The sequence below is a fragment of the Neisseria sp. CCUG12390 genome (genome assembly GCF_047837985.1).
GTDB lineage: Bacteria > Pseudomonadota > Gammaproteobacteria > Burkholderiales > Neisseriaceae > Neisseria.
The window spans coordinates 54,750-76,615 of sequence record NZ_CP181244.1 but is presented as its reverse complement, the minus strand read 5'-3'; the positions used below and the strand labels follow the sequence as shown (position 1 = coordinate 76,615).

The 21,866-nt window shown below is 53.3% G+C and carries 18 protein-coding genes; 5 read left to right on the top strand and 13 right to left on the bottom strand.

What is annotated here, in order from left to right:
• Window positions 1–56 precede the first annotated feature (56 nt).
• Both ACM67E_RS00365 and yccS read left to right on the top strand, forming a co-directional pair.
• Complete coding sequence (locus ACM67E_RS00365; protein ID WP_416191709.1) at window positions 57–1,289, top strand: PilT/PilU family type 4a pilus ATPase; 1,233 nt, start codon at window positions 57–59, stop codon at window positions 1,287–1,289.
• A 928-nt stretch (window positions 1,290–2,217) separates the two neighbouring features.
• Window positions 2,218–4,392 (top strand): YccS family putative transporter, encoded by a 2,175-nt coding sequence (gene yccS / locus ACM67E_RS00360; protein WP_416191708.1) that lies wholly within the window; start codon window positions 2,218–2,220, stop codon window positions 4,390–4,392.
• Window positions 4,393–4,639: 247 nt separating this feature from the next.
• On the opposite strand, the gene ACM67E_RS00355 is transcribed toward yccS, so the two are convergent.
• Together ACM67E_RS00355 and ACM67E_RS00350 are read right to left on the bottom strand one after the other, a co-directional pair.
• Entirely contained in the window at window positions 4,640–5,446 is an 807-nt protein-coding gene (locus ACM67E_RS00355) for an integrase core domain-containing protein (RefSeq protein ID WP_416190995.1), read from the bottom strand.
• A gap of 135 nt (window positions 5,447–5,581) precedes the next feature.
• Window positions 5,582–6,046: a GNAT family N-acetyltransferase gene (locus ACM67E_RS00350; protein ID WP_416191707.1), complete on the bottom strand. Its 465-nt coding sequence runs from the start codon at window positions 6,044–6,046 to the stop codon at window positions 5,582–5,584.
• Between the two features lie 85 nt (window positions 6,047–6,131).
• Between ACM67E_RS00350 and ACM67E_RS00345 the strand changes: the two genes are divergently transcribed.
• Window positions 6,132–6,506 (top strand): DUF805 domain-containing protein, encoded by a 375-nt coding sequence (locus ACM67E_RS00345; protein ID WP_416191706.1) that lies wholly within the window; start codon window positions 6,132–6,134, stop codon window positions 6,504–6,506.
• Between the two features lie 55 nt (window positions 6,507–6,561).
• Here ACM67E_RS00345 and ACM67E_RS00340 read toward each other — a convergent pair whose 3' ends face one another.
• From ACM67E_RS00340 to ACM67E_RS00300, 9 genes are all read right to left on the bottom strand, one after another.
• Entirely contained in the window at window positions 6,562–6,897 is a 336-nt protein-coding gene (locus tag ACM67E_RS00340) for a hypothetical protein (protein ID WP_416191705.1), read from the bottom strand.
• A gap of 91 nt (window positions 6,898–6,988) precedes the next feature.
• A complete protein-coding gene (locus tag ACM67E_RS00335; RefSeq protein ID WP_416191704.1) occupies window positions 6,989–10,315 on the bottom strand; it encodes a calcium-binding protein in 3,327 nt (1,108 codons plus the stop codon).
• A 316-nt stretch (window positions 10,316–10,631) separates the two neighbouring features.
• Window positions 10,632–11,522 (bottom strand): hypothetical protein, encoded by an 891-nt coding sequence (locus tag ACM67E_RS00330; RefSeq protein ID WP_416191703.1) that lies wholly within the window; start codon window positions 11,520–11,522, stop codon window positions 10,632–10,634.
• 81 nt (window positions 11,523–11,603) lie between these two features.
• A complete protein-coding gene (locus tag ACM67E_RS00325; RefSeq protein WP_416191702.1) occupies window positions 11,604–11,819 on the bottom strand; it encodes a hypothetical protein in 216 nt (71 codons plus the stop codon).
• Between the two features lie 104 nt (window positions 11,820–11,923).
• Complete coding sequence (locus ACM67E_RS00320) at window positions 11,924–12,082, bottom strand: hypothetical protein (RefSeq protein WP_416191701.1); 159 nt, start codon at window positions 12,080–12,082, stop codon at window positions 11,924–11,926.
• Window positions 12,079–12,717 (bottom strand): hypothetical protein, encoded by a 639-nt coding sequence (locus ACM67E_RS00315; protein ID WP_416191700.1) that lies wholly within the window; start codon window positions 12,715–12,717, stop codon window positions 12,079–12,081. The genes ACM67E_RS00320 and ACM67E_RS00315 overlap by 4 nt, the downstream gene beginning before the upstream one ends.
• A 190-nt stretch (window positions 12,718–12,907) precedes the next feature.
• A complete protein-coding gene (gene metG, locus ACM67E_RS00310) occupies window positions 12,908–14,965 on the bottom strand; it encodes a methionine--tRNA ligase (RefSeq protein ID WP_416191699.1) in 2,058 nt (685 codons plus the stop codon).
• Between the two features lie 123 nt (window positions 14,966–15,088).
• Window positions 15,089–15,772 carry a lysostaphin resistance A-like protein gene (locus tag ACM67E_RS00305; protein WP_416191698.1) on the bottom strand — a complete coding sequence of 228 codons (684 nt, stop codon included), beginning with the start codon at window positions 15,770–15,772 and terminating at the stop codon, window positions 15,089–15,091.
• A 147-nt stretch (window positions 15,773–15,919) separates the two neighbouring features.
• The gene (locus tag ACM67E_RS00300) at window positions 15,920–16,099 is read right to left on the bottom strand and encodes a hypothetical protein (RefSeq protein ID WP_416191697.1); all 180 of its coding nucleotides are present in this window, start codon (window positions 16,097–16,099) and stop codon (window positions 15,920–15,922) included.
• Window positions 16,100–16,488: 389 nt separating this feature from the next.
• Here ACM67E_RS00300 and ACM67E_RS00295 point away from each other — a divergent pair, with 389 nt between their 5' ends.
• On the top strand, window positions 16,489–17,811 hold the full coding sequence (locus tag ACM67E_RS00295; protein WP_416191696.1) for a murein transglycosylase A: 1,323 nt from the start codon (window positions 16,489–16,491) through the stop codon (window positions 17,809–17,811).
• Between the two features lie 81 nt (window positions 17,812–17,892).
• On the opposite strand, the gene ACM67E_RS00290 is transcribed toward ACM67E_RS00295, so the two are convergent.
• Together ACM67E_RS00290 and lldD are read right to left on the bottom strand one after the other, a co-directional pair.
• A complete protein-coding gene (locus ACM67E_RS00290; RefSeq protein ID WP_416191695.1) occupies window positions 17,893–19,194 on the bottom strand; it encodes a M16 family metallopeptidase in 1,302 nt (433 codons plus the stop codon).
• A gap of 380 nt (window positions 19,195–19,574) precedes the next feature.
• Window positions 19,575–20,759 carry an FMN-dependent L-lactate dehydrogenase LldD gene (gene lldD, locus ACM67E_RS00285; protein WP_416191694.1) on the bottom strand — a complete coding sequence of 395 codons (1,185 nt, stop codon included), beginning with the start codon at window positions 20,757–20,759 and terminating at the stop codon, window positions 19,575–19,577.
• Between the two features lie 572 nt (window positions 20,760–21,331).
• On the opposite strand from lldD, the gene ACM67E_RS00280 reads away from it, so the two are divergent.
• A complete protein-coding gene (locus ACM67E_RS00280; protein ID WP_416191693.1) occupies window positions 21,332–21,865 on the top strand; it encodes a phosphatase PAP2 family protein in 534 nt (177 codons plus the stop codon).
• Window position 21,866: the final 1 nt, after the last annotated feature.

The following is a 21,866-nucleotide window of genomic DNA, read 5'->3' as shown; positions in this document are numbered from 1 at the left end:
TTCAGACGGCTTTTTTTCATGCACAGGCCGTCTGAAAACCTGACAACGGAAAAAACATGAGCGACATGACCAATCCCCTGCACGACCTGCTTTCCGAAATGGTGCAGGCGTATTCGCAGAAAAACCAAGCCCCGCACATCCCGACGCCGGCCGAAATCGGCACGCACCTGCACCCCCTGCTCGACCGCATGTGCCTCGAAGCGGAAAACCGCAAGGCTTCCGATATTTTCATCAGCGCCGGTTTTCCGCCGTCGATGAAAGTCAGCGGCGTGCTGACCCCTGTTCCGCACAAAGCCCTGACCGGCGAAGAAACCGCGCAAATCGTCGAATCCACCATGAACCCCGAACAGCTCGAAGCCTTCAACCGCGACTGGGAGCTGAACTATTCGGTGCAGTCGCGCAGCAACACGCGTTACCGCGTCAACGCCTACCGCGAACAAGGCCGCGTCGGTCTGGTGTTGCGCCGCATCAATCAGGAAATCCCCGAGATGCAGGTGTTGGGTTTGCCGGAAAAAGTCAAAGAACTGGCACTCGCGCCGCGCGGCCTGCTGATTCTGGCCGGCCCGACCGGTTCGGGCAAATCGACCACGATGGCTTCGATGCTCAATTACCGCAACAACAAAGTGCCCGGCCACGTCGTGACCATCGAAGACCCGATTGAGTTTATCTACAAACCGCGCCGCTGCATTTTCACCCAGCGCGAAGTCGGCATCGACACGGCCGACTGGAAAACCGCCATCCAAAACGCCATGCGCCAAGCACCCGACGTAGTGTGTATCGGTGAGGTTCGCAGCGCGGAAAGCATGGAATACGCCATGCAGCTGGCGCAGACCGGCCACTTGTGCGTGTTCACCATCCATGCCAACAGCGCATCGCAAACCGTCGAGCGCATCGTCAACTTCTATCCGGAAGAGCGGCACAAACAGGTGCTGATGGATTTGGCCCTGAACCTGACCGGCATCATCGGCCAGCGTTTGGCCATTAAGAAAAACCGCAGCCAGCGTACCGCGGCCATCGATTTGCTGCTGAATACGCCCGCCATGCAGGACTTGATTTTCAGAGGAGAGCTGATGGAAATCCGCTCCCTGATGGATCGCGCTTCGGGCGACGGCATGCAAACCTTCGACCAGCACCTGTTCAAGCTCTATATCCAAGGCCAAATCGAATACGACGAAGCCCTGCGCCAAGCCGATTCCGCCAACGACCTGCGTTTGCGCGTCCAATTGCACGAAGAAGGCAACGAACCCGACCGACTCTACGACCGCATCAGCGATTTGAATTTGATGTAATTGCGTGTGCGTAAAAGTATCAGGCCGTCTGAAAACCAAAGGTTTTCAGACGGCCTGATACTTTGCAAAACCCGAAAATATTCAAAAATCTTGAATCCGTCATGAGCTGCGCTACCCCTGCTCAGGCGCACTACTGTCCGGAATAAATTTTGATTAAATATCAAAATGCAGAGGTTTTATATTTCAGTAAAAAATGAAATTTCGAAATATCAGACAGTCAGCAAACACTGATTCCGCAAAACTGCTTCGGTTCCGACAGTAAATTTTGAAGTTCCTGCAATCTGTCCCTTCCCCTGCGCCCGGTGTGGGGGAAGGTCAGGATGGGGAGACTTCGCAGAAGTACATTTTTCCTGAGTTTCAGCAGATTTTAATGTTTCTGCGAAACATCACCCCCTCCCCAACCCTCCCCCGCGCCGGGCGCAGGAGAGGAAGCAGGTTGCAGCAGCCCAGATACTGCTGATTTTGAGTCAGACAGAAGCTGAAAATGCTGAAAATATCAGCCTTTCAGGTTTTCAGACGGCCTCTTGGATTTATTTTGGGCAGTAGTGCGCGCAGGCGGGAATCCGGACTCGTCGGCTTCTGACATATTTATGAATGACAGTGAGTTAAAATCCCGGATTCCCGCCTGCTCGGGGGAAGCGCAGCGGACTTGCGCAGCTAATGAAGGGAATAGATTTTGGTTTAAATTGAGTTTTGCAAAGTCCCGGCCTCTCGTTTTCCTGTCGGTTAATATTGCGTTTCCCGTCACGAATTGGTTTCAGAAAGGGTTTTATCTATAATCCTTCGCTCAAACACACACCTTTAATTAGGCAGGTTTCACTCCCTTGCCTGCCTGTCCCGAATCCGTTCGGGATTTTTTTTGTCCGCCGTTCCGATGCAGCCTGCCGATTCCTGCTAAAATTCCCTTTATTTTTCCTATGTCTTTATCATGAGAACCCCGCCGCTCAAGCCCCTGATTATGACTTCGCTGCCCGTATTCGCCAGCGTGTTCATCGCCGCCACCAGTGTTTGGTACATCGGCAAACCCGCGCTCGCCATGCCTTTTGTATTGGGGATTATCGCCGGCGGCCTGGTCGATTTGGACAACCGGCTGACAGGTCGTCTGAAAAACATCGTGATTACGGTGGTTTTGTTTACGGTTGCTTCGCTGACGGCGCAACTCACGCTCGGCACGGGTTGGCCGTTTATCGCCGCGATGACGGCGATGACGTTTTTCTTCACGCTCTTGGGGGCGGTCGGCCAACGCTACCGCACCTTTGCCTTCGGTTCGCTGGCGGTGGCGACCTACACCTCGCTGACCTACACGCCGGAAACCTTTTGGCTGACCAATCCCGTGATGATTCTGCTGGGTACGGTTCTATACAGCACCTGCACGCTGGTTTTCCAAATGATGTTTCCGCACCGCCCCGTGCAGGAACGCGTGGCGGATGCATATGAGAGCCTGGGCGACTATTTCGATGCCAAAGCCGACTTTTTCGACCCCGACGAAGCCGCCTGGCTGGGCAACCGCCAAATCGACCTGGCCATGCGCAACACCGGCGTGATCGCCGCGTTCAACCAATGCCGCGCCGCCCTGTTTTACCGGATGCGCGGCCAGCACCGCCACCCGCGCACCGCCCGTATGCTGCGCTATTACTTCACCGCGCAAGACATCCACGAACGCATCAGCTCCGCCCACGTCGATTACATCGAATTGGCCGACAGGCTGAAAAACACCGACCTGATTTTCCGCATCCACCGCCTTTTGGAAATGCAGGGGCAGGCTTGCCGCAACGTGGCCGGTGCCTTGCGCAGCGGCAAAGACTACCGTTACAGCAAACGCTTGGGACGCGCGATGGAAGGCTGCCGCCAGTCGCTCCAGCTTTTTTCAGACGGCCACCCCGACAGCCGCGAAGTGCACAATATCCGCCGCCTGCTCAACAATTTAAGCAGCGTCGACCACCAACTCAAGCAGCTGGAAAACAGCGACAACCTCGCCGCGCTCGAGGGAGAATCGGATGCCACACGCATCGCCGCGCTGGAAAGCCACAACGGTTTGAAACACGTTTGGCAGAGCGTCAAAAGCCAGCTGAATTTGGAATCGGCGGTATTCCGCCATGCCGTGCGCCTCTCGCTGGTGGTGGCCGTGGCCTGCGCCGTGGTCGAAATCCTCGACCTCAACCTCGGCTACTGGATTCTGCTGACCGCGCTGTTTGTGTGCCAGCCCAACTATTCCGCCACCAAAAGCCGCGTTTACCAGCGTATCGCCGGCACGATTCTGGGGGTGGTCGTCGGCTCGCTCGTGCCCTATTTCACGCCGTCGGTGGAAACCAAGCTGTGGATCATCATCGCCAGCACCACGCTGTTTTTCATGAGCCGCAGCTACAAATACAGCTTCTCGACCTTTTTCATCACGATTCAGGCCTTAACCAGCTTTTCCCTGGCCGGACTCGACGTGTACGCCGCCATGCCGTGGCGCATTATCGACACCGTCATCGGCTCGGTGATGGCGTGGGCGGCGGTGTCCTACCTGTGGCCGGACTGGCGTTACCTCACGCTCGACCGCACCGCCGCGCTGGCCGTCTCCGGCAACGGCGCGTATCTGGAAAAAATCCTCGAGCAGCTTCAACACGGCGGCGGCGACGACGTAAACTACCGCACCGTGCGCCGCCAAGCCCACGAACGCATCACCGCCCTGAGCAGCACCCTGTCCGACATGAGCAGCGAGCCGGACAAATACGGCAGCCGGCTTTCAGACGGCTTCAATCTCCTGAAAACCAATTACGCACTCACCGGCTACATCTCCGCACTGGGCGCATACCGCAAGGAAATGGCGCAGGAAACCGACCCCGCATTTACCGCCGCGTTCTATCAGGCTGCCCGCCGGATTGCCGCGCTGTTGAAACACATGCCGCAGCAAAACACCGGAGATTTTCAGACGGCCTTAAGCCGCCTGCGCCAAGAGTTGGAAGCGTTGCGCAATTTGACCGCCGACAGCCAGAGCCACATTTTATGGCAGCAGCTCAGCCTGATTGCACGCCAACTCGAGCCGTGTTACCAAGCCCTGCACCATCAGCCCGATGCGTCGGCAACGGAAAACCCGCCTTCCGCAACCGTCGCTTGAGATGCTGTTTTTCCGGTGCGCGGAAACCACGGAGGCCGTCTGAAAACCGTTTCAGACGGCCTCCGGAGTTTACATTGCCGCAAACAAGTCGGCGCCTTGGCAAAACGTCTTCGAAAACCGAATGACATAAACCGTTATGGATTAACGGGAAACCGAAACGGACTTGCGCAGCTCATGACGGGAACAGTTTTTTTTGGTTTGAGTTGAGCTTTGCAAAAATTTCAGGTGTAAGAAATAACCGGGTTGTTTACACAACAGGTTGAGAAAAATAATCCTCCAAAGTCTCAAAAGGCGTCCTGCCTTTCAAGCTGCCGTGCGGCTTGACCGTATTGTAGAAATTCACAAAGCGGCACAATTCCCTGCGCCGGTGTTGCGCATCGTCAAATGTCTGCTTATCGTGCCACATCTCCATCAGCGTCCGAATCACCCGTTCCGCTTTGCCGTTGGTCTGCGGACGCGCAATACGGGTAAACTTCTGCACGATGTTGTTGCGGCAGCAGGCAGCGCCAAACGGGTGGGATGCATTGCCTTTGTATTCCACTCCGTTATCCGAGTATGCGCATTCGACGGTGTACGGGCAGCAGTCAATCACATCCCTCAACAGAAACTTGGCGGCACTGGCAGCCGTACGGTCGGGCAAGATGGCTGCGTACAGTTCGCGGGAGTAGTCGTCGATGGCGACAAACAGGTATTCGAACGGGTCGGCAACGCTTTGGTTTTTCAGCCGCGGCAACCGTTTGGTATCGAAATGCACCATTTCGCCGGGATAGGATTTGTTGTAGCGTTTAGCCTGTTTTTTGAGCTTTTCTTCGATGGCTTTTTCAACCTTAGCCAAACGTTTCATCCCGTATTTTGCTTGTTTGAACCGGTTGTTGGTACTGTTTTGCGGTGTGAGCAGCTGCAGCCGTGCGGCTTTGAGGATACGGTAGATGGTTACTCTGCTGACTTGGTATTGCCGGGCAAGTGAAGTAACGGTAATTTTATCCTGTGTATAGGCGCGCCAAACGGCTTGACGTTGGTGCGGTGTAAGTCGGGTATTTTTGTGGATGTTCATGGCAGTATTGTCTTTCAAATACTGTAAACAACGCTAGCTTTTCTTACATTTCAGGCCGTCTGAAAACATCTTTTCAGACGGCCTTCCCTTATCCGCGTCATACAAAAACGGCATCACTATTGACAGCGTATCGCTTCACAAATCCAGTTTCATCACCGACACGGTTTCGCCGTTGTACTCGTGCTGCCGAATCTCACGCCAACCGAATTTGGCATACACCGCCTGCATGTCGGGCGTGTACAGATACAGGCTCGGCAGTTTCATCGCGCGGGCGGCGGATAAGCAGTGCCGCACCAACAGCCTGCCCACCCCTTCGCCGCGGCATTCGGGCAGGACGAACACGTCGCCCAGCCAATATTCGTATTCGGCAAAAGCTTTGATGTCATGGCGTTTGAGCGCGGCCGAACCTTTCAGACGGCCTTGTCCGTCCACCGCCGCAAAAGCCGTGGGCAGGGGTTCGCCGTTCAGACATTCACGGTAATAGGCATGGATTTTCTCCACCGAAGACCACGGCGCAAAATCATGCCATTCGGCATAAAGGGCCTGGGCAAGCGGGGCAACGTGTTCGGGCAGCAGGGGCATGATACGGACGGTCATCATCGGTTCATTGTGACGGTAACGGCTTTATGATATAACACCTTGGCTGTCAATGCAGCTTCGACAAACGACACACTCGGAGAATGATATGTCTTGGTATTTGAAAGTATTGAAAAATTATGCCGGCTTCGGCGGCCGTGCGCGCCGTAAGGAATTTTGGATGTTCACGCTGGTGAACGTGATTATCGCCTTCGTATTGGGCATGGTCGACGCCGTGTTGGGCACGTTCGACCCCGAAACCGGCATCGGCCTACTGGGCGCCGTTTACGCGCTGGCGGTATTGCTGCCCTCGATTGCCGTCACCACCCGCCGCCTGCACGACACCAACCGCTCCGGCTGGTGGCAGCTGCTTTACTTCATCCCGTTAATCGGCGTATTGGTGGTGCTGATTTTCACCCTGCTCGAAGGCACGCCGGGCGACAACCACTTCGGTGCCGATCCGAAAGCGGACGAGTGGATTTGACCGCCCGTCAAAAAACAGGGAACCGCGTTCATACGGTTCCCTGTTTTCACATCATTTACCGGGGGGCTTTGGTGCCGCCCGGTCCGTAAACCGCCTGCCAAGCGGAGTCAAGCTGCTGGCCGGCCTGCTGCAAAGCATTGGTATGCTCGTTCTTCAAAGCGGAAGCGGCCTGAATTTCGCCTTGCAGTCGCGTAATGTCTTCCTGCGCTTTTTGGGCGCGTTTTTGCGCATCGGCCAACGCATTTTGCAGGGCAATCAGTTTGCCGTCATTATCCGCTTGCGCTTTCAGCGCGCTGCGGTAGGCGGATTGCGCCGAGAGCAGCGCATCTTCGGCAGGGCCGGCGTAAGCGGCGGCGGATAAGGCCAAAACGGCGGTCATCAAGATTTTCATGGCGTGTCCTTATGGAATAACGTTTGCCGGATAATGTAGCATAATCAAGGCCGTATGAAAACGGAATCCGACAATAGATATACCGGGCAATTTACATAATATTATTGGCCGCATTATGCTCAAAAACCGACATAGCTATATTGGTACTTCCCGTATATTTTGAAAAGTCAGGGTTGACGATGGTTCTATCGGAAAACTCAAAGCGTTCCAATGTATAACTACTGTTAAAGAAAGAATCCAGCTCGACCGAATCCCCGTCTGAATAGCCCGAAAGCAGCAAATCGTTACCTGATTTTCTGAACTTCACTTCCGAAGACTTCACACCGGTAAAGCGCACCGTATCCATGCTCTGCCCGATATCCAAATTATCTACAACGTCTTGGCCATGTCCTTTGGCAAAAACATAAGTATCCCTTCCTGAGCCGCCTTGAAGATAATCGTTACCCGCACCACCGATAAGCGTGTCGCTGCCTCTGTCTCCGCGCAGATTATCATTGCCTGCGCCGCCGTCGAACACATCGTCTCCGCCCGCACCGTAAACCGTGTCATTTCCGCCCAAGGCCGAAATTTTACTGCCTTCATCGTAGGCCCAAAGCGTTTCGCCTTTGTCCGTAGCCTGCAGCACCAACCCCTTCACATCTTCGGGTGTCAATACGCCATAGCCATCGAATTCGATGCGGTCAATCTGATAATCCTTGACAAAATGCCTGTCGATTTTCAGCCTGTCGCTACCGTTTTTGGTCTCAATCAGCAAATCGTTCATTTCGCGCCGGAAAGCGAAATCTTCCGGCTTCTGTCCGCCGGTAAACCGCAGGGTATCAACGCCTGCCGACAAATCATGGTTATAGACATTGTCTCTGCCGAAACCTTTTCCGAACACATAAGTATCCGAGCCGCCGTTTCCTTCCAGATAATCGTTGCCTGCGCCGCCGATAAGCACATCATTGCCTTTGCCCCCGCGCAGATTATCATTGCCCGCCCCGCCGTCGAACACATCGTCTCCGTCCGCACCGTAAACCGTGTCATTTCCACCCAAGGCCGAAATTTTACTGCCTTCATCGTAGGCCCAAAGCGTTTCGCCTTTGTCCGTAGCCTGCAGCACCAACCCCTTCACATCTTCGGGTGTCAATACGCTGTGGCCGTCGAATTCGATGCGGTCAATCTGATAATCCTTGACAAAATGCCTGTCGATTTTCAGCCTGTCGCTGCCGTTTTTGGTCTCAATCAGCAAATCGTTCATTTCGCGTCGGAAAACGAAATCCTGCGGTTTCTGTCCGCCGGTAAAACGCAGGGTATCGATGCCCGAAGACAAATCATTATTGTAAACATTGTCCCTGCCGAAACCTTTTCCGAACACATAAGTATCCGAACCGCTGTTTCCCTGCAGATAGTCGTTGCCGGTGCCGCCAATCAAAATATCATCGGTATTGAGCCCTCTCAAATCATCGTTACCTTCCCGTCCTGACAATACCGAACCCTCCAGCAATATATTGCGTTCGGCTTTGGCATCGACTCTGTTGTTCCCGACATCGCCTGCCGTGCCGCCCAACTGCGCCAGCAATTGCAGATCCGCTTCGGAAGCGTTGAAAAACACCAATTGTGTGAATTTGGCTGCACTTTGCCTGAAACCGTCGGCTGCCACAGGATTGTAAACCAGCGCATCCACTGCCGTTTGCGCCGCTTCGGCGGCATCGGCGAGGTTTTTCGCCGCAATTTGTTTGAAAATATGGCTGCGGATACCCTCGAAATCCGCCGTCGGCTTGCCCGCAGCATCAGCGGTAAACATATTTCCACCCACGGCAGACGCATAAATTTTCTGCAGTTTTACCGTGGCCGCCACATAATCCGCAAAGCGGTCAAATTCCGCATTCAGCAACTTGGCCGAATCCTGTCTCGGATTCGCGCTGCCGTTCGTACTTTGGCGGAATTCTTCGCCCGCCAATTTTTCCAAAGCGGCCAGTCTGCGGGCATCGATGTATTCGCCCCTGCTTCCCGCCGCCGTCTTTTCCACACCCGTCCAACGGTATATCAGTGCTTCAATCTGCGCGCGGTCAGGATTCTCTGCCGCCGCATAAGCCTTGACCCGACCCAACAACACCTTGTCCTGCGCCATCGCATCGCGCAGGTGGTACACCTTGCCGAATGCCAACACCTCGGGCAATGCTTTGATTTCCCCGGTATGTTTGAATTTCGCACTGTAAGCCGTTTGCGCCTTATCCACCCTGAACCAGACATCGGCCGCCGCCGTGGTTTTACCGTCCGCCCATTTGGCTGAAGCATTCTGCCGCAACACATTACCGTGGGCATCGGTATTCGCCGAATCCCGGTAATTCAAATCCAGCGATGCGATGCCCGTCTGCGACAGCCGCTTCAATTCGCCTGCCGATGACAGGCCGTCTGAATCCTTGTCCTGCCACATCAGAAAACTGCCCCATTTCTTATCGCCCGCATCCAGCAGACCGTTGGCATTGCTGTCGTACTGCTGCAAAGCCTCGAACCCGTGCGTGGCCAAACTGCCGTCGGCCAGCAGCGTATTGTTGCCGAACAGCTCGCTGCCGTCGTCGATACGCCCGTTACCGTTCAGATCCAATGCCAAGAAACCGTCGTCTGCGCCCAACCAGCCCGTCTTTACCGCAAAACCGTCGGTATGGTGGTCGAAACGGATATTCTGAGACAAACCGACGGTTTCGATACCGTCGCCGTCAAGGTCGATAACCAGCGGATCGATAAGCTGCGCGGCAGGAGAAATAATGGGCGTAATGGAAAATTCCAACCAAGTATCCTTATAAAGAACGTCGGAATCCGATATTTTCTCTGCCAAATTACCGATTGCAGCCAGATAAGCCGATATTGTCTCCGATGACTTGCCGGCACTATCCAAAATAACCGGCAAATCTTTTACAAATAATTGTTCGGCCTCATCAGGAGAAAGCGGGACTGTCCGATTTGCCATTGCACCTACAAGCAGATAAGCCAAAAATTTCTCAACTTCGGATAAAGTATATGGTAGATCAGACTGTTGTTTTTGTTGCTGAAGCTGCTTGAACTGCTCTGCGGTAACGGTAATATAGGGCAATTGATCCGTACCCGTGTATTCGATAGGCACGGCTTTTCCTATGCCCTTGGGATCAATATCGTATTTGAACAAGGCATTGGCGGTATCCACCAGGAATTTATTGCTGCCGCTGCCGCCTTCAAAATCGAAATTGTCGTTTTTCGGCGTAATACGCAGGTTGCGGATTTCACGGCTGCCGTCTTTGTTGACCCAAAACTCAAGCTTTTTGAGATCCTCTGAAGTAACGGTTACTGCAGTCGAGCCGAAAATAAAGGCACGCTCGACAAAATCGGCTGAGTCGATGTCGGTGAAGTATTGGAAACCTGCTACGGTAAACCCCTTACCTCGCTTTGGATCAAACATTTCTTGTTTAATATCTTCAAAATCTTTCTTCCCATAAATCTTATTGCCAATTTCATCAAAAGTATAAGGCTTGCTGCGCGGCAACAATCCTTTTTCATTGAAGAATTTCTCAAACACCTTGAAATTTGCCGCAGAAGCATATCTGCCCGCACCGTTTCTCATATAATCGGCGGCATCAATTTTAATTGCATCCCTGTCCGTATCAGTAACCACAGCAGTTCTATCTTCAGGTTTGGGTGGGGTGTGCGAATTCCACAGATAATGGGAAAGAATCCTATCTACGGTTACTTCAGATACGGTTAAAGATTTCTGATTATTACCTTTCACTGCCATTTTCTTTCCTTTCTAAATTTCTAACAGAATAATATGGTTGCCATAAAATATCCCCGCAATTGTTCATTAACAGTAATTCCGAGTAATTTGTTTGATATGTATCAACATTTTTTTTCCAATGATATAAATTCGGTACCAACTCTTTCGGATTCAAATAAAAGTTTCCTACGCCATAATCTCCGATTACTACATCAGCAGGTATATGGTTTTCAGGAAATACCCTCGCATCTTCTAAATAAGTAACAAAATTCCCTTTTTGAATCATAGGCTCAGCTTCCGCTTTACTCAGAACTTTACAGCAATCGGATCCATAGACTGCCTCCCCTTCCTCAGGGCCTCGAAAAACCAAAGTAAACCCTCGATTATCATACTGCGTCAAATAATTTTCCAAATCTTCAGCATGTTTGATTTCTTTTTCAGGATATTTTGCTAATAATGCATGATCTGTAGGATTTTTTTCTGCTAGAAATAGTTTGTCCCATTGCTCATTAGTATAGTCATGAGACATGAGCCAAAGCCGACAGGCCTTTTTATTACGGGCACAGTCTTCACTTGTATAAGCATTTCCTGCCAAAGTAGTAGTAAAATCTGAACGTAGTGATTCAGCCAGCCCCAACAACCTTCCTGCAAACCCCACCATCGCCTTCGGCTGCAGCTCTTCGGCGGTGTAAAACTTCCTATCCCGCCAACAATAACCCGCCCTGAGCTTTTCGCGGTATTCCTTTTCGGAAACCCAAAACGGTTTCGGGTCTTTTGCAATCAGTTCTGTCCAGTATGCATATTTGCCAACGGGTTTGAGATACGGATACAGCATATAGGCCGCTGCTGCCGCTGCGGCTATGAGAAACAGGGATTTGAATTTTTTACTGCGCATATCGTTTCCTTATGATAAAAGGCCGTCTGAAAAACATTTTTAGCAGCTTTCCGCTACGGAAAAGCTCTTAAAAAGAATTTTTCAGACGGCCTGAAGCGTATCTGTACCACTGTTTTTTATATAATCGGCCGCATCGATTTTAACCGCGTCTCTGTCGGCATCTGTTGCCACAGCAGTTCTATCTTCAGGTTTGGGCGGGGTGGGCGAATTCCAGAGATAATGGGAAAGAATTCTGCCCACGGTTACTTCGGATACGGTTAAAGGTTTCTGATTATTAACATTAGTATTTGACATCAAAAATTACTCCTCATAAATAAAATTAAATCAGTTATTCAATATAATACGGCTGCCACAAGACATCCCCGCAATTATTCATTAAAAATATATCTGTAGTATACCCTTTATATGTTTTTTTGTTTGTTCTCATCCACCCTATATAAACCGGGAATTATTTCAGAAACCCTCAAATAAAAATTCCCCACACCATAGTCTGCAATATTGATGCCTTGAGGTATGTCATTTTCAGGAAAAATTGCGGCATCTTGCAAATAGGTAATCAACTCATTGTCTTTAACATACGGCTCGGCTTCCTGCTTGCCCATAACCTTACAGCAGTCCGAACCGTATATATCCCCCCTTCTTTTCCAGAATGCCTGAGCTTCAGGGTAAACCCTTTGTTTCCGTTATCTGCCATGTGCTCTTTCAAATCCTCCGGCTTTTTGATTTCTTTTTCCGGATATTTGCTCATCAGCTTCAGCCTCACATCAAGCGGAGCTCTATTCTCCAAGAAAAGGTTGTTCCACTCATCATTGGTATAACTCTGTTCGATAAACCAAACTTTGCAGGCATCTTCATAACGCCTGCAATCGGCACTGGTATAAGCCTGTCCGCCCTGATTGGTGGTCTGATCCGTGCGGTAGGCTTCCGCTTCACCCAACAACCTGCCCGCAAAACCGACCATCGCTTTCGGCTGCAGCTCTTCGGCGGTGTAAAACTTCCTATCCCGCCAGCAGTACCCCGCCCTGAGCTTTTCGCGGTATTCCTTTTCAGAAACCCAAAACGGCTTCGGGTCTTTTGCAATCAGTTCTTCCCAGTATGCGTATTTGCCAACGGGTTTGAGATACGGATACAGCATATAGGCCGCTGCTGCCGCTGCTGCTATGAGAAACAGGGATTTGAATTTTTTACTGCGCATATTATTTCCTTATAGTAAAAGGCCGTCTGAAACCTACTGTTCTCCGATATTGGCATCCAACCCATTGTATTTTTTACTATTAAAACTTATGAACAAAGAGGGAGACAATCCGCCTCGTTTGGTAACAACGCTGCAAACTGTCTCCCTACATTTTTTCTTAGCAAACCAAATGGAATGAAATGCGGCCATTTCAACCCACTTTATCCCCCGGTTGCGCACCGGCATCGACATCCAGCAGTTTCAATTTACCTTCCGCCGTTGCCGCGCTCAAAATCATGCCTTCGGACACGCCGAATTTGGCCATTTTGCGCGGGGCGAAGTTGGCGACGGCGATGACCATGCGGCCGTTGAGTGCGGCGGGATTCGGGTAGCTGGCGGCGATGCCGGAGAAAATCACGCGCTGCGCAAAGCCGAAGTCGAGGTCGAATTTCAAGAGTTTGGTGCTGCCTTCCACCGCTTCGCAGTTCAGCACTTTGGCGACGCGCATGTCGATTTTCATGAAGTCGTCGAAACTTGCCTGCTCGGCGACGGGGGCGAATTTGCCTTCTTCGGCAGGCGCGGCTTCGGAGGCCGTCTGAATGCTTTGTTTGTTGGCTTCGATTAAGTTGTCCACTTGTTGTTGCTCCACTCGCTGCATTAAATGTTCGTATTTGTTGATGGCATGTCCGCCCAAGGTTTGGCGCGTGTTCGCCCAGGTAATCGCGTTCAGATTCAGGAACTTGGCGGCATTTTCGGCCACTTTGGGCAACACGGGCGCAAGGTAGGCGGTCAGCATGGCGAAGGCGTTAATCAACTCGCTGCACACTTCGTGCAGACGTGCGTCTTGGCCTTCCTGCTTGGCCAATTCCCAAGGTTTGTTGGCATCGACGTATTCGTTCACGATGTCGGCCAAGGCCATGATGTCGCGCAGGGCGCGGGCGTATTCTCGGTTTTCGTATTGCTCGGCGACGGCTTCGCTCTGCGCGGCAAGTTTGGCCAGCAGTTCGCTATCCGATACGTCTTTCAGACGGCCTTCAAAACGCTTGGCGATGAAACCGGAGGCACGGGCGGCGATGTTGACGTATTTGCCGACCAAATCGCTGTTGACGCGGCTGATAAAGTCGTTCAGATTCAAATCGATGTCTTCGATTTTGCTGTTGAGCTTGGCGGCGATGTAGTAGCGCATCCACTCGGGATTAAGCCCCTGATCCAAATAGGATTTGGCGGTAATGAACGTGCCGCGCGATTTGGACATTTTTTGGCCGTCCACCGTCAAAAAGCCGTGTGCGAAAATGCCGCTCGGCGTGCGGTAGCCGGAGAATTTCAGCATCGCCGTCCAGAAAAGCGCGTGGAAATACAGAATGTCTTTACCGATGAAATGATACATTTCGGTTTGGCTGTCGGCTTTGAAAAATTCGTCGAAATCCAAGCCGATGCGGTCGCACAGGTTTTTAAACGAGGCCATGTAGCCCACCGGCGCATCCAGCCACACATAAAAATATTTGCCGGGCGCATCGGGAATTTCAAAGCCGAAGTAGGGCGCGTCGCGGGAAATGTCCCAATCCGACAATGACGTTTCTTCACCGTCGCCCAACCACTCTTTCATTTTGTTCAAGGCTTCGGGCTGCAAATGCGGTTTGCCCAAGGCGTTGCTGCCCGAAGTCCATTCCTGCAGGAAATCGGCGCACTCGCCCAGCTTGAAGAAGAAGTGTTCCGACTCGCGCAATTCCGGTTTCGCGCCCGATACGGCTGAATACGGGTTAATCAGCTCGGTCGGAGCATAGGTCGTGCCACAGACTTCGCAGTTGTCGCCGTATTGGTCTTTGGCGTGGCATTTCGGGCATTCGCCTTTGACGAAGCGGTCGGGCAGGAACATGTTTTTTTCAGGATCGAAAAGCTGCTCGATGACGCGGCTTTCGATTTTGCCGTTGGCTTTCAGGGCGCGGTAGATTTGTTCGGAAAACGCTTTGTTTTCAGGCGAATGGGTGCTGTAATAATTGTCGTAGCCGATGCCGAAGCCGGTAAAGTCGGCCAAATGCTCTTCGCGCACTTTGGCAATCATGTCTTCCGGCTGCAAACCCTGCTTTTGCGCCGCCAGCATCACCGGCGTGCCGTGGGTATCGTCGGCGCAGCAGTAATAGCACTCGTGGCCGCGCAATTTTTGAAAACGCACCCAAATGTCGGTTTGGATGTGTTCGACCATGTGGCCGAGGTGGATGCTGCCGTTGGCATACGGCAGGGCGGAAGTAACAAGGATTTTGCGTGTCATGGTTTATGCTTTGGAAACAATTAAATAAAGATGGCAGATTATACCGCAAAAGGCCGTCTGAACATTATCTTTCAGACGGCCTCGGTATTTGCCTGCTGCTGCCGGTTCATGCCGCCGCAAGGTTTATTCGAGATAAAGCATGGCGTAAAGCGCCCAAGCATTATTGAGAAAATGCACCGCCACGGCATAACGCAAGTCGCGCGTATGCAGGTAGACCAAACCAAAAGCCATGCCCATCAAAACATAAACCAGCAGCGCAGGGTCGTCAATCCGAGCATGTGCCAAGCCGAACAGCACCGACGATGCCAGCAGCGCCGCAACCTGTCTGCCGCGCGAACGCCATGCGCCCAGCAGCCGGAACAGCAAACCGCGAAACAGCAATTCCTCACCCAAAGGCGCACCCACCAATACCAGCAACGCAGTGACCGGCAGGGGCAGATGCGCCACCATCGACATCAATACCTGCTGATTTCGGGTCGGCATATCGGGAATGCCGAAAAGCCACGACAGGATTTGGCTGTAAAACGCCTGCCCGAGCAACAGCAGCACCAGATACGCCGCAGAAATCCAGACTTTGCGGGCAGTAAAAAACGGCGCGGGCAAACGGCCGTCGGGCAAAGTGCGGCGGTAATCGCGCGACATCGCCCACAACACCAGCCACAGGCACAAGCCGTAAAAAAACAGTTGGAATATGACCGCATCCGGAGGAACGCTGCCTTTTTCCGCATTCGCGGCGGCAAAGCCGAACACCATTCCGCTTAAAAACTGAATGCTCAAAAAATAGAGAAAACACCTCAACCAAGTCATGTGCTCAGCCGGTCTGTCGCTTGTCTGCCTACCCTGCCATAAACCCATCACCCTCATCCTTTTCTTTTTAGAGTTGCTGCCGCATCCGTCATGCATTTATACCCTGCTTTCAGACGGCCTGAACGGCGTGCCTCAGGCCGTCTGAAATCATTTCGGAGGGCGGCGGCCGATTTTCCTGCCCAGCAGCAACCCGATGACCAAACCGACCGGCACACTGACCCACAGGGCGGCATCGGGAAAATCCAAGGCGCGTGCCAGCCATGAAATAACGCCGAAAAACAGTGTGAAAAACAGCGTCCAACCCAGAAAAAACACCAACGGCTTCATCGTTTGCCTCCGTTTTTCAGACGGCCTTTTTATGCACGAAAGGCCGTCTGAAATTTCATTCGATATTGAAAAATAGCCATTATAAAACCGTTTCTTATGTTTTCAAATATCAGGCGGAGGCGGGATAATTTTCCTGCCTCCGCCCGCTTTTCAGATGGCCTTGCATCCGCTTTTGCTCCGCTTCCGCCGCCGAACCGGAAAGGCCGTCTGAAACCGTCCGCCCGCGCTTTCCGCAAACGCATTAGGGCTTTACGTTCCGTGCCAGGCTGCGATTCTGTGCTAGAATCAAACCCCGCAGGCGTGCGGCCATCTGTGCCGCCATGCCGTTTTCTGTATTTGATGCCGTCTGAAACCTGCTTTCAGACGGCCTTTGACGACTTGAAAAGACCATGAAGAAAACCCTGTTCCGCGTCGCTTTACTGGGCATCGCCGCCGCGCTGCTGGCCGCCTGTCCGAGCAAAAGCAGCAAAAAAACGCCTTCCACCGCTACCGGCCCGACCGTCATCAGCGGCCCCGACCGTCCGACCGGCACACCCCATGCCGCCGGCACGACCATTACCCCGGGCGGCAATGCGTCTTACACCGTTGTACCGCACCACACCATGCCGCAATGGAACGGCCAGGATTTCGTCAAAAGCCTGCAGTCGTTCAAGCTGGGCTGCGACAAGCTGAAAAACCGCAACGGCTGGCAGGACGTGTGCGCCCAAGCCGCGCAAACCCAGTTGAACCAGGCCGCCGCCAAATCGTTTTTCGAACGCTATTTCACGCCGTGGCAGGTGAGCGGCAACGGTTCGCAGGCCGGCACGGTTACCGGCTATTACGAGCCTGCGCTGCACGGCGATACCGTGCAGACCAACAAAGCGCGTTTCCCGATTTACGGCATTCCGTATGATTTCGTTTCCGTGCCGCTTTCTTCGCAACGCAAGGGCATCGTGCGCGTGCGCCAAACGGGGCAGAACAGCGGCGTGATTGCCGCCGACGGCACGCACACCGCCAATCTGTCGCAATTTCCGATTACCGCGCGTTCGACCTCGATTAAAGGGCGTTTCGTCGGCAACCAGTTCGTTCCCTACCACACCCGCGCACAAATCAATGCCGGCGCGCTCAACGGCAAAGCCCCGATTTTGGGCTACGCAGACGACCCTGTGGAACTCTTTTTCATGCACATCCAAGGTTCAGGCCGTCTGAAAACGCCGAAAGGCGAATATGTGCGTCTCGGGTATGCCGATAAAAACGAATATTCCTACGTCTCCATCGGCCGCTACATGGCCGACCGCGGCTACCTGACTTTGGGGCAGACCACCATGCAGGGCATCAAAGCCTACATGCAGCAAAACACCCACCGCCTGGCCGAAGTCTTGGGTCAGAACCCGAGCTACGTCTTCTTCCGCAAACTGGAAGGCGGCAGCGAGCAAGGGCCTGTCGGTGCATTGGGCACGCCGCTGATGGGCGAATACGCCGGTGCAATCGACCGCCACTATATTACTTTGGGCGCACCGCTGTTCGTCGCCACCGCCCACCCGATTACCAACCGCGCCCTCAACCGCCTGATTATGGCGCAGGACACCGGCAGCGCGATTAAAGGCGCGGTGCGCGTGGATTACTTCTGGGGCTACGGCGACGAAGCAGGCAATGTCGCGGGCAAACAGAAAACCACCGGTTATGTGTGGCAGCTTCTGCCCAACGGCATGGCGCCGGAGTACCGCCCGTAAGACTGAATCTGTAATCAAGCAAAGGCCGTCTGAAATTTCAGACGGCCTTTGTTCATGATTTATTCATAATTGGCAGCAAACTTATTGCGCCCCCACCACCACAATGTGCAAATCACCGAATTTCACCCGACGCTGCCATGCCTCTTTGACTTGCGCGGCGGTAAGTTTCTCCACCGCTTTCGGATAGTCTTCCAAATAGCTGCTTTCCAAATTGTACACGCCGATTAGGCTCAAATAATTCAGCAGCTTGGCATTGGAATCGAAGCGCAGCGGGAAGCTGCCGATGATGTTGTCCTTGGCTTGTTTCAATTCGGCTTCGGTCGGCCCTTCGGCGATGAATTGTTCCACCACCGCTTTCACATCGGCCAGCGAGGCTTTTGTGTTTTTCTTCTGGGTCGAATAGGCGATGCTGAATACGCCCGCTTCGGTCAGCGGCTCGAGGGTGCTGTACACACCGTAGGTATAGCCTTTTTGGTCGCGCAACATCTTCATCAGGCGGCTGTCGAAACCGCCGCCGCCCAACACATAATTGCCGGCCACCAGCGCGTAATAATCGGGGTCGCGGCGCGTAATCAGCGGCATACCCAAAATGATTTGCGCCTGTTCGCCGGCAAACGGAATGTCGCGGCGTTGTGCGGTTTGTTTTTCCACCGGCGCGATAGTGCTACCCGCGCTGCTTTTTTGCGGCAAACCCTTCAACGCGGTTTCCACCATTTTTTCTGCTTGGCGGCGGCTGACGTCGCCGACGATGGCCACCACCGCATTGTCTTTGCCGTAGCGGGTGCGGTGGAAGGCGCGGATGTCGTCCAGCGTCACGGCTTTGAGGCGGTCAACCGTCACATACGCGCCGCTGCCGTAAGGGTGGCTCGGATAAGCGAGCTTGGCGAACGCGCGATCTGCGGTGAAATCAGGGGTAGTTTCCTGCTGCTGCAAGGCGGTGACGGCCTGTTTCTGGCGGCGGGCGAACACGGCAGGGTCAAAGCGCGGCGCGGTTAAGGATTCGTTGACCAAGGCCAGAGCCTGTTTCAGGTTTTTGCTTTTGCTCAAACTGCGCAAACCGATGCTTGCGGTTTCCTGCCCGCTCTCGCTGCCGATGTCGGCGGCAATGTCGTTCACTTTTTCGTTGAACGCTTCTTCGTCCAGCGTTTTCGTGCCGTCGGTCAAGAGCGCGGCGGTAAACTCCGCCACTTGGCTTTTACCCGGCGGATTGAACACGCTGCCCGCGCCTTTGAAGCTGATTTCCATATCGACAATCGGGTTTTCGCGACGCTCGACCAGCAGAATCTGCGTGCCTTCGGGCGTCGTCCAACGCTGGATGTCCGCCGCGGCTTGTGCGGTCAGCGGCAGGGCAGCCAGCGCGAGTATCAAGGTTTTGAAATACATGTTTACGCTTTCTGTTGAGGCCGTCTGAAAGGTTTCAGACGACCTTTGTATCGGATGACAAACAGTGCTTTTTGAAAAGACCATTATACGCCGTCTGAAAAGGCTTGCCGAATACGGTAGATTGACAGCGAAGTAGCGGCATAGGGCAGTTTGGCCGTCTGAAACCGGACTTTTCAGACGGCCTGTGACCTTTGCAAAACTTGGTTCGAACCCGAAAACCTATACCCGTCATGAATTTTTCAGGTTCAATCAGTGTTTTGCAACAGCCCTTGTCTTGCGAATGAGGAACACATCGGGAATGGGAAAAAGAAAGGCCGTCTGAAATTTCCTTTTCAGACGGCTTTCGCGTTTTCTCAAGCAATCGGTTTAATCAAACCCGATTACTCGCCCAATACTTCTTTGACCGCATTCGGATCTTTCTGCACTTTTTCTGCCTGAACCAAGCAATCCGACGTAATGTCGCTGATGCTTTGGCAGCTGGTCAGCGTCATGGCGACACGCATTTCTTTTTCAAACAGGTTCAACAGGTTGGCAACGCCGGCTTCGCCGTCGGTAGCCAGCGCGTAGATGAAGGCGCGGCCGATCATGGTGCAGTCCGCACCCAAAGCCAGCATACGCACCACATCCAAGCCGTTGCGGATGCCCGAATCAGCCAGAATCTTGATGTCGCCTTTCACGGCATCGGCAATCGCCGGCATCGCGCGGGCGGACGACAATACGCCGTCGAGCTGGCGGCCGCCGTGGTTGGACACGACGATACCGTCGGCACCGAACCGCACCGCATCACGCGCGTCTTCAGGGTCGAGAATGCCTTTGATGATCATCGGGCCGTCCCAGAAATCGCGGATCCACTGCAAATCTTTCCACGAAATCGACGGGTCGAAGTTCGCACCCAGATAGCCCATGTAGTCTTCCAAACCGATGGCTTTGCCCATGTATTTGGAAATATTGCCCAAATCGTGCGGTTTGCCGTTCAAGCCGACATCGTATGCCCAACGCGGGTGCAAAACGGCCTGCAAGTAGCGGCGCATGGCGGCGTTGGGGCCGCTCATGCCGGAATGCGCGTCGCGGTAGCGCGCGCCCGGGGTCGGCATATCGACGGTAAACACCAGCGTCGAGCAGCCCGCGGCTTTGGCGCGCTCCAGCGCATTGGTCATAAAGCCGCGGTCTTTCAAAACGTACAGCTGGAACCACATCGGACGCTGGATTTGCGGCACGACTTCTTCAATCGGGCACACGGACACGGTGGACAGGGTAAACGGAATGCCTTTTTTATCGGCGGCGCGCGCAGCCTGCACTTCGCCGCGGCGCGCGTACATACCGGTCAGGCCGACGGGCGACAGGGCAACCGGCATGGAGAGTTTCTCGCCGAACAGCTCGATACCCAAATCCAGCTGCGACATGTCTTTCAACACGCGCTGGCGCAGGGCGATGTCGGCCAGGTCGGACACGTTGCGTTCCAAAGTGCGCTCGGCATAGGCACCGCCGTCGATATAGTGGAACAAAAACGGCGGCAGACGGCGGCGTGCGCCTTCGCGGTAATCACTTGCTGAGGAAATAATCATAAAGTCGGCTCCGAAAAAAGGTAGCAATATGCTTTGGTTTTAGGTTTTACGTTGACTTAGGGGGCTATTGTAATCGTTTTTAAACGAAATTTCATCCGATTACAGGGATTCCGAAAAAAATACGGGTAAACATGGAAACGGAACCGACAAAGGCTTTTGATTTGATTGAAGAAAACACCGGAATTTCGGCAAAATACGGTTTCAAAACCACCAAATCAGGCCGAGACCAGGCAGAACCCGATCCAAAACAATAAACCTATGCCGTGCAAAGCTCCTGCCTGTTTCCCTTTATAGAGGGTGCGGACGGCTTGGGCATTGCCGACCGACGGCTTGCCCTTTCGAGATACACGTTTTAAAGAAACCTCTGCATATTGCCCGGCAACAAAATTTCAGGCCGTCTGAAAACATCCGCCAAGTGCAGGCATCCGGTTTTTCAGACGGCCTCAAACCTGTATCACTTTACCCACGCCCACCGGCCGCTTTCGTGCGCTGTCACGTTGCTGACACAATCTTTTGCCCATAATGAACACCATAAATTTAAATCAATGGGAAACCGAAAAAAGGAGCGCATCATGAAAACGCCGGCCGCCTTATTGAAAATCCACGGAATCGATACGGAATTGTTGTTCTGGCTCAACCGCCACAGCCGCATCCGCGCCATCGGCTTCATCAGCCGCCAAATTTCGCGCTTGGGCGACGGGCCGCTTTATGCCGCCGTCGGGCTGGCGGTATGGTTGTGGGGCGGCCTGGCGGGGGCTGCCTTTTTTTACGCCGGTCTGGCGGCCTATGCCTTGGAGCTGCCGCTGTATTGGGTATTGAAAAACAGCATCCGCCGCGACCGGCCGAAGAAAGGCGTGCGCGATTTGAATGCGCTGATTACGCCGTCCGACAAATTCAGTTTCCCGTCGGGGCATACCGCAGCGGCGTTTGTATTCGCCACGCTGGTCGCCGCCTGTTTCCCGACGTTTGCACCGGCAGTTTATATTTTGGCGGTGTGCATCGGTTTGTCGCGCATCATGCTGGGCGTGCATTACCCTTCCGACATTGCCGCCGGTGCCGCCTTGGGCGTATTATGCGGCGAGACGGCACTTCTTATCATGAGTTGAA

What these genes read in the sequence shown, in the direction of transcription:
- ACM67E_RS00365 (WP_416191709.1), top strand. Translation starts at nt 57, where the DNA reads ATGAGCGACATGACCAATCCCCTGCACGACCTGCTTTCCGAAATGGTG.
- yccS (WP_416191708.1), top strand. Translation starts at nt 2,218, where the DNA reads ATGAGAACCCCGCCGCTCAAGCCCCTGATTATGACTTCGCTGCCCGTA.
- ACM67E_RS00355 (WP_416190995.1), bottom strand. Translation starts at nt 5,446, where the DNA reads ATGAACATCCACAAAAATACCCGACTTACACCGCACCAACGTCAAGCC.
- ACM67E_RS00350 (WP_416191707.1), bottom strand. Translation starts at nt 6,046, where the DNA reads ATGATGACCGTCCGTATCATGCCCCTGCTGCCCGAACACGTTGCCCCG.
- ACM67E_RS00345 (WP_416191706.1), top strand. Translation starts at nt 6,132, where the DNA reads ATGTCTTGGTATTTGAAAGTATTGAAAAATTATGCCGGCTTCGGCGGC.
- ACM67E_RS00340 (WP_416191705.1), bottom strand. Translation starts at nt 6,897, where the DNA reads ATGAAAATCTTGATGACCGCCGTTTTGGCCTTATCCGCCGCCGCTTAC.
- ACM67E_RS00335 (WP_416191704.1), bottom strand. Translation starts at nt 10,315, where the DNA reads ATGTTTGATCCAAAGCGAGGTAAGGGGTTTACCGTAGCAGGTTTCCAA.
- ACM67E_RS00330 (WP_416191703.1), bottom strand. Translation starts at nt 11,522, where the DNA reads ATGCGCAGTAAAAAATTCAAATCCCTGTTTCTCATAGCCGCAGCGGCA.
- ACM67E_RS00315 (WP_416191700.1), bottom strand. Translation starts at nt 12,717, where the DNA reads ATGCGCAGTAAAAAATTCAAATCCCTGTTTCTCATAGCAGCAGCGGCA.
- metG (WP_416191699.1), bottom strand. Translation starts at nt 14,965, where the DNA reads ATGACACGCAAAATCCTTGTTACTTCCGCCCTGCCGTATGCCAACGGC.
- ACM67E_RS00305 (WP_416191698.1), bottom strand. Translation starts at nt 15,772, where the DNA reads ATGACTTGGTTGAGGTGTTTTCTCTATTTTTTGAGCATTCAGTTTTTA.
- ACM67E_RS00300 (WP_416191697.1), bottom strand. Translation starts at nt 16,099, where the DNA reads ATGAAGCCGTTGGTGTTTTTTCTGGGTTGGACGCTGTTTTTCACACTG.
- ACM67E_RS00295 (WP_416191696.1), top strand. Translation starts at nt 16,489, where the DNA reads ATGAAGAAAACCCTGTTCCGCGTCGCTTTACTGGGCATCGCCGCCGCG.
- ACM67E_RS00290 (WP_416191695.1), bottom strand. Translation starts at nt 19,194, where the DNA reads ATGTATTTCAAAACCTTGATACTCGCGCTGGCTGCCCTGCCGCTGACC.
- lldD (WP_416191694.1), bottom strand. Translation starts at nt 20,759, where the DNA reads ATGATTATTTCCTCAGCAAGTGATTACCGCGAAGGCGCACGCCGCCGT.
- ACM67E_RS00280 (WP_416191693.1), top strand. Translation starts at nt 21,332, where the DNA reads ATGAAAACGCCGGCCGCCTTATTGAAAATCCACGGAATCGATACGGAA.